The following is a 7,004-nucleotide window of genomic DNA, read 5'->3' as shown; positions in this document are numbered from 1 at the left end:
CCCTCGCGCAGGCGGTCTTGGCAGGGGTGTGCGTGGGCGACGTCGAACAGCCGCCGCACCTGACCGGAACTGGTCAGCGCCAGCGCAGCGACGCGTCCTTCCGCCATCTCCTCGACAGCGGTGACGACGGTCTGTTCAGCCGCGCGCGCGTCGTAGGCATAAGGCAGCACCGCATCGACGATCGCACCTTGCGCCGTGATGGCATCGAGCAGCGCGGCGTGGTCACGTTCGGGATAGAGCTGAACGCCGATCCGGCGGCCCGCGAGATCATAACGTTTCAGCGTGGCGGCGACGCCCTCGGAGGTCGGCGCTTCGGCAGTCACCTGCGGCTCCAGCCCGATCTCGCGCAGGGCGCGGCCCGGCTTCGGTCCCCGGATGAAGGTTCGCGTCCGGCCCACGGCCGCGGCGAAAGGCTGCTCGCGGCCGGTCGCGCGGGCGAGCTTGGTCAGGCGCCGCAGCCCTTCGCCGGTCAGCAGCACCAGATCGTCGAACGGCGCGGTGATCAGCCGGTCGATCCAGGCCGAGACCGGGGCCGGGTCGGGCGCATCGCGGATTTCGAACATCGGGCACTGCAGGACGTCGGCGCCCTGTTCGGCCAGCAGCCGGGCGAACTGAGCCTCCTCGCGGTTCTCCAGGATCAGGATACGGGTGCCTTGGAGCCGCTCGGCCATGCAGTCTCGCCATTCGCCCATTGTCGGGGCATCTTGCGCCGGTCTCCGGGATTGGCGCAAGCGACGCGGCGATGCTACAGCAGGGCACCGCAACGAGTTCCAGCGCCGCCGGCGCTGCCGCCCAGATCGCCATGCCCCATCATCAGTATGTCCTGACTCTGTCGTGCCCGGATCGTGCCGGGATCGTCTCCGCGGTGAGCACGTTTCTGTTCGAGAACGGGCAGAACATTCTCGACGCGCAGCAATACAACGATACCGAGAGCGGCCACTTCTTCATGCGGGTTGTGTTCAACGCCGCCGAGAAGGTGATTCCGCTGGCGTCGCTGCGGACCGGCTTCGGCGTGATCGCTGCCAAGTTCACGATGGGCTGGCACATGCGGGACCGCGAGACCCGGCGCAAGGTGATGCTGCTGGTGTCGCAGTCCGACCACTGTCTGGCGGACATTCTGTATCGCTGGCGGGTCGGCGACCTGCACATGATCCCGACCGCGATCGTCTCCAACCACCCGCGCGAGACCTTCAGCGGGTTCGATTTCGGCGACATCCCATTCTACCACTTCCCGGTGAACAAGGAGACGCGGCGACAGCAGGAGGCGGCGATCACCGCGCTGATCGCCCAGACCCACACCGATCTGGTGGTGCTGGCGCGCTATATGCAAATCCTGTCGGACGAGATGTCGGCGCGGCTCGCCGGCCGCTGCATCAACATCCACCACTCGTTCCTGCCGGGCTTCAAAGGTGCGAAGCCGTACCACCAGGCGTTCGACCGCGGCGTCAAGCTGATCGGCGCCACCGCGCATTACGTCACCAGCGCGCTCGACGAAGGCCCGATCATCGATCAGGACGTCGAACGCATCAGCCATCGCGACACCCCGGCCGATCTGGTGCGCAAGGGCCGCGATATCGAGCGCCGGGTGCTGTCCCGGGCGCTGCACTATCACCTCGACGACCGGGTGATCCTCAACGGTCGCAAGACGGTGGTGTTCACCGACTGAGGCTATTTCACCGGTAGCGTTGCCGCGAGCTCGCGGACGATGTTGCCCGGCAGCACGAGGCCGGCGAGCTGCCAGCCCGAGCCGGCGAAGTGCAGCCGGATTTCGCTGTAGCTGTCGGCATCGGTGGTGTCGCTGATCCGCACCGCGAACTCGACCGGCTCGACGAAGCGGAACCGGCCGAGCGTCGCCAGCACGTTCTTGGTGTCGATGGTGCCGAGCCGAGGCAGACCGGCGATCGGCGGCAGGTCCTGAACGCCTTCGAGCTTTCCGGTCTTCAGCAGCTGCGTCAGATGGTCCGGCGTCAGCATCTTGGCGATCATTGCGTCGGCGATGCCAAGGCCGGCGGCGCGCACCAGCATGCGCTCGGAGGGACGGATCTCGCGGGTCTGACCGATCCGTTCGAGATAGGCCGCGACGATCTGGTCGACCAACGACTGCGTCAGCGATTTGAAGTCGGTGCGGGCGATCACGCCAGCGCCGTCGCCGCTGCGCACCGCGTCGGCAAGGCCGCCAAGCGAGACGACTGCGGAGCCGACATAGACGATGACCAGGATGATGAGCGCGGCGAGGCCGCCGAAGAACCAGCGCATGATGGTCCAAAACTCCGAGAGACGCGGGAGTTGAGGACGACCGCTGGCGTTCGTCCTATCGGGCCGGCGCGCCCGCAGGCGGCTGTCCGGCTTCGGCGGCCTTTGCCGCTTCGAGCTTCTCCCGCTCGGCCGCCGGCATTTTCCGGAGCCGTTCCTGCTCCTTCATATAGGCGTCGTACCTGGCGGTACCAGGGCGCGGCGGGGCGTCCGCCGGCAATCCGCCGGCCCACTGCGGCACATAGTCCGCCATCCCGGTGGTGAGCGCGCTGTTGATCGAGCCGCAGCCCGTCAGCGCGCCCAGCATCACCACGACGCACGCTCCGCGCAGCCCCCGAACCAACCCAACTCGCATCGAACCATCTCGCTTCGTCGTCACCGGCAGAAGGCGCCGGCGCAACTGTCTACCGCGTTCCGACGAACGTTCCAAACCCGCACCGCTATTGGATAACAGCATACCTGATATCGCACCATCATTTCAGTTTCCGTGGCAATGATATGGCCAAGCCTGCGGCGGAACCGTGGACGTCGGATCGTCGGCAATCTCGCTATCGTCGGCCGGTGGGACATCATCCGGCGCCTCGACGCTCCGCCCGCCGACCATCGCGCGCTTGGTGAGACAGTGCCACGCTGCGTCGGCTAAGGTGGGATGGGCCATAAGCCTCGACAAAGAGGCAAGGGAAAAGGAAACACTCATGCGGATGGGCAGACGAACGCTGTTGCAGGCAGCCTGCATCGCTCTGGCAGGCGCCGCGCTGATCGCGGTGGCGCACGCCGAGGACATCGTGAAGATCGGCCTGATCGTGCCGATGACCAGCGGCCAAGCGTCGACAGGCAAGCAGATCGACAACGCCATCAAGCTTTACATCAAGCAGAACGGTGACACCGTCGCCGGCAAGAAAATCGAAGTGATCCTGAAGGACGACGCTGCGGTGCCGGACAACACCAAGCGGCTCGCGCAGGAACTGATCGTCAACGACAAGGTCAACGTGATCGCCGGCTTCGGCATCACCCCCGCCGCTTTGGCCGCGGCGCCACTCGCCACCCAGGCGAAGGTGCCCGAAGTGGTGATGGCGGCCGGCACCTCGATCATCACCGAGCGTTCGCCCTACATCGTCCGCACCTCGTTCACGCTGCCGCAGTCCTCGACTGTGATCGGCGACTGGGCGGTGAAGAACGGCATCAAGAAGGTGGTGACGCTGACGTCCGACTACGCGCCCGGCAACGACGCGCTGGCTGCGTTCAAGGAGCGCTTCACCGCCGGCGGCGGCCAGATCGTCGAAGAGGTCAAGGTGCCGCTCGCCAATCCGGACTTCGCGCCGTTCCTGCAGCGCGCCAAGGACTCAAAGCCGGATGCGATGTTCGTGTTCGTGCCAGCCGGGCAGGGCGGCAACTTCATGAAGCAGTTCGCCGAGCGCGGCCTCGACAAGTCGGGCATCAAGGTGATCGGCCCCGGCGACGTGATGGATGACGACCTGTTGAACAGCATGGGCGATGCCGCGATCGGCGTGGTCACCGCGCATATCTACTCGGCGGCGCATCCGTCGGAGAAGAACAAGGCGTTCGTCGCGGCTTACAAGAAGGAATTCGGGCAGCGGCCGGGCTTCATGGCGGTCGGCGGCTACGACGGCATCCACTTGATTTACGAAGCGCTGAAGAAGACCGGCGGCAAGGCCGACGGCGACTCGCTGATCGCCGCGATGAAGGGCATGGCCTGGGAGAGCCCGCGCGGCCCGATCTCGATCGATCCCGACACCCGCGACATCGTCCAGAACGTCTACATCCGCAAGGTCGAGAAGGTCGACGGCGAGCTCTACAACGTCGAGTTCGACAAGGTCGACGCGGTCAAGGACCCGGGCAAGACGAAGAAGTAGTCGCGGTGCGACGAGCCGTCGTCAGGGCCGAGACAAGCCGGGTATGACGGGGAACATCCACGCGTCATTCCGGGGCGCGCGAAGCGCGAACCCGGAATCTCGATCGGTCAACAACCTCTGGATTCCGGGTTCGCTCGCGGGCGCGAGCGCCCCGGAATGACGACAGAGAACTGATTGTTCCTTTTATGACCCTGCTCACCATCCTGTTCGACGGCGTTGCGTACGGCATGCTGCTGTTCGTGCTCGCGTGCGGGTTGGCGGTGACGCTGGGCCTGATGAATTTCGTCAATCTCGCGCACGGCGCGTTCGCGATGGCTGGTGGCTATGTCTGCGCGGTGCTGGTCAATCGCGCCGGTTGGCCGTTCTTCGCCGCGCTGCCGCTCGCCTTCCTCGCCAGCGCCGCGATCGGCGCGGTGCTGGAGCGGCTGCTGTACCGGCATCTCTACACCCGCTCCCATCTCGATCAGGTGCTGTTCAGCGTCGGGCTGGTGTTTATGTCGGTCGCCGCAGTCGACTACATCATGGGCTCGTCACGGGTCTTCATGCAGCTGCCGGAGGCGCTGCAGGGGCAGATCGACCTGTTCGGCGTCGGCATCGGCCGCTACCGGCTAATGATCATCGTGATCTGCGGCCTCCTGACCGTCGGCCTGCAACTGACTCTGGCGAAGACACGGTTCGGCAGCCGGCTGCGTGCCGCGGTTGATGATCCGCGTGTCGCCAGCGGCCTCGGCATCAACGTGCCGCAGGTGTTCGCGCTGACCTTTGCGTTCGGCTGCGGGCTGGCCGGCTTCGGCGGCGCGCTCAGCGCCGAGATCCTCGGGCTCGATCCGTATTTCCCGCTGAAGTTCATGATCTACTTCCTGATCGTCGTCACCGTCGGCGGCTCCTCTTCGATCACCGGGCCGTTCCTCGCCTCGCTGCTGCTCGGCATCGGCGACGTCGCCGGCAAATACTATCTGCCCAAGCTCGGGCCGTTCGTGATCTACACCATCATGATCGTGATCCTGATCTGGCGTCCCAATGGCCTCTTCGGCCGCACCGCGGCGCGCTGATGAGCATGTCGACTCCTCCCGAAATTGTCGGCTTCCATGCCCGCCGTACCGCGCGATGGCACTGGTCTGAAGTAGCGTTCTGGGCCGTGCTGATCGGCTGCGGCCTGCTGTTTCCGTCGCGCTATCTGATCATGACCGAGATCGTCCGGCTCGGCCTGTTTGCGCTGTCGCTGGATCTGATCCTCGGCTATGCCGGCATCGTCTCGCTCGGTCATGCGGCATTCTTCGGCGTTGGCGCCTATAGCGCCGGCCTGCTGGCGCTGCACGGCATCGTCGGCGAGCCGGTGCTGGCGCTGCTGGTCGCAGGCCTCGCCGCCGCTGTGCTCGGCTTCGCCACCAGCTTCCTGGTTATTCGCGGCGTCGATCTCACCCGGCTGATGGTGACGCTCGGCATCGCGCTGCTGCTCGAAGCGCTGGCGGAGCGGTTCTCCAACATCACCGGCGGCACCGACGGCCTGCAGGGGATCGTAATGCAGCCGCTGCTCGGCATCTTCGAGTTCGACATCTTCGGCAAGGTCGGATTCTGGTACACCGTTGCGGTGCTGCTTGTGCTGTTCCTGCTGGCGCGCCGGGTGGTGCATTCGCCATTCGGCCTGTCGCTGCGCGCGATCCGCAACAACCCGCTGCGCGCCTCGGCGGTAGGCATCCCGGTCAACGCCCGGCTGGTCGCGATCTACACCTTCGCGGCGTTCTATGCGGGGATCGCCGGCGCGCTGTTTACCCAGACCACCCAGCTCGCCTCGCTCGACGTGTTCTCGTTCGAGCGTTCGGCTGATCTGATCCTGGTGCTGGTGCTCGGCGGCACAGGTTATCTGTATGGCGGTCTGATCGGCGCGGTGGTGTTCAAGCTGCTGCAGGAGACCTTCTCGATCCTCACGCCGCAATACTGGCTGTTCTGGATCGGGCTGGTGCTGGTGGTGATCGTGCTGATCGGCCGCGAGCGGCTGCATCGCTGGGTGCTCTTCCTGCCGCGTGCGATTGCGCGCGCGGTGCGGGGCGGCAAGCCCGCGGCGGGAGGCGCTAAATGACCCTGGCGCTGCAAACCATCGGGCTGGAGAAACACTTCGGGGGGCTCAACGTCACCCGCAACCTGTCGCTCAATGTTGAAGCCGGCGCGCGCCATGCCCTGATCGGCCCCAACGGCGCCGGCAAGACCACGGTGATCAACCAGCTCACCGGCGTGCTCAAGCCCAACGGCGGCCGCATCCTGCTCGAAGGCCACGACATCACCCATATGCCCGTGCATAAGCGGGTGCTCCTCGGGCTGTCGCGCACCTTCCAGATCAACCAGCTCTATGCCGACCTGACGCCGCTCGAGACCATTGGGCTCGCCGTGTCGGAGCGCTCCGGCCATGGCGGCGACTGGTGGCGGCGGATGGGCACGCGTGCCGATATCAACGACGAGATCGCCGAGAACCTCGAGCGCTTCAAGCTGCTCGACGTGATGAACGAGCCGACCGGCACGCTGCCCTATGGCAAGCAGCGCCTCCTAGAGATCGCGGTAGCGATCGCCACCAAGCCGCGGGTGCTGCTGCTCGACGAGCCCGCCGCGGGTGTGCCGGAGAGCGAGCGCCACGACATTCTCGCTGCGGTCGCCGGCCTGCCGCGCGAGGTGACGGTGCTGCTGATCGAGCACGACATGGACTTGGTGTTCTCGTTCGCCGACCGCATCTCGGTGCTGGTCTCCGGTGCGCTGCTGACTGAAGGCACGCCTGAAGAGGTCGCGCGCGATCCGCAGGTCAAGGCGGTTTATCTCGGCGAGGATGCCCATGTCTGAGCTCGTAATGCCTGAGTTCGAAATGCCTGAGCTGGCCAATGTCTGACT

At 65.8% G+C, this 7,004-nt stretch carries 8 protein-coding genes; 5 read left to right on the top strand and 3 right to left on the bottom strand.

The annotated features are described in order from the left end of the window. The coding region (locus DYI24_RS17780) for a uroporphyrinogen-III synthase (protein WP_164573244.1) at positions 1–671 on the bottom strand (671 nt) is incomplete at its 3' end. Positions 672–802: 131 nt separating this feature from the next. Between DYI24_RS17780 and purU the strand changes: the two genes are divergently transcribed. Beyond that, positions 803–1,666, top strand: a complete 864-nt coding sequence (gene purU / locus DYI24_RS17775) for a formyltetrahydrofolate deformylase (protein WP_107346704.1) — start codon at positions 803–805, stop codon at positions 1,664–1,666. A 2-nt stretch (positions 1,667–1,668) separates the two neighbouring features. Here the strand turns inward: purU and DYI24_RS17770 are convergent, their stop codons facing one another. Together DYI24_RS17770 and DYI24_RS17765 are read right to left on the bottom strand one after the other, a co-directional pair. Beyond that, complete coding sequence (locus DYI24_RS17770) at positions 1,669–2,256, bottom strand: DUF2939 domain-containing protein (RefSeq protein ID WP_164573243.1); 588 nt, start codon at positions 2,254–2,256, stop codon at positions 1,669–1,671. 55 nt (positions 2,257–2,311) lie between these two features. After that, positions 2,312–2,608 (bottom strand): hypothetical protein, encoded by a 297-nt coding sequence (locus DYI24_RS17765; RefSeq protein ID WP_164573245.1) that lies wholly within the window; start codon positions 2,606–2,608, stop codon positions 2,312–2,314. A 340-nt stretch (positions 2,609–2,948) separates the two neighbouring features. Here DYI24_RS17765 and DYI24_RS17760 point away from each other — a divergent pair, with 340 nt between their 5' ends. From DYI24_RS17760 to DYI24_RS17745, 4 genes are all read left to right on the top strand, one after another. Then, positions 2,949–4,127, top strand: a complete 1,179-nt coding sequence (locus DYI24_RS17760; RefSeq protein ID WP_164573242.1) for an ABC transporter substrate-binding protein — start codon at positions 2,949–2,951, stop codon at positions 4,125–4,127. Between the two features lie 185 nt (positions 4,128–4,312). Continuing rightward, positions 4,313–5,179 (top strand): branched-chain amino acid ABC transporter permease, encoded by an 867-nt coding sequence (locus DYI24_RS17755; protein ID WP_164573241.1) that lies wholly within the window; start codon positions 4,313–4,315, stop codon positions 5,177–5,179. Continuing rightward, positions 5,179–6,207, top strand: coding sequence for a branched-chain amino acid ABC transporter permease (locus DYI24_RS17750; RefSeq protein WP_164573240.1), 1,029 nt, complete (start codon positions 5,179–5,181; stop codon positions 6,205–6,207). Before DYI24_RS17755 ends, DYI24_RS17750 begins: the two co-directional genes overlap by 1 nt. Further along, a complete protein-coding gene (locus tag DYI24_RS17745; protein WP_164573239.1) occupies positions 6,204–6,956 on the top strand; it encodes an ABC transporter ATP-binding protein in 753 nt (250 codons plus the stop codon). The genes DYI24_RS17750 and DYI24_RS17745 overlap by 4 nt, the downstream gene beginning before the upstream one ends. Positions 6,957–7,004: the final 48 nt, after the last annotated feature.

Source organism: Rhodopseudomonas sp. BR0C11, assembly GCF_010820945.1.
Lineage (GTDB): Bacteria > Pseudomonadota > Alphaproteobacteria > Rhizobiales > Xanthobacteraceae > Rhodopseudomonas > Rhodopseudomonas palustris_H.
The sequence above is the reverse complement of the archived record's forward strand: the minus strand, read 5'-3'. Positions and strand labels throughout refer to the sequence as shown.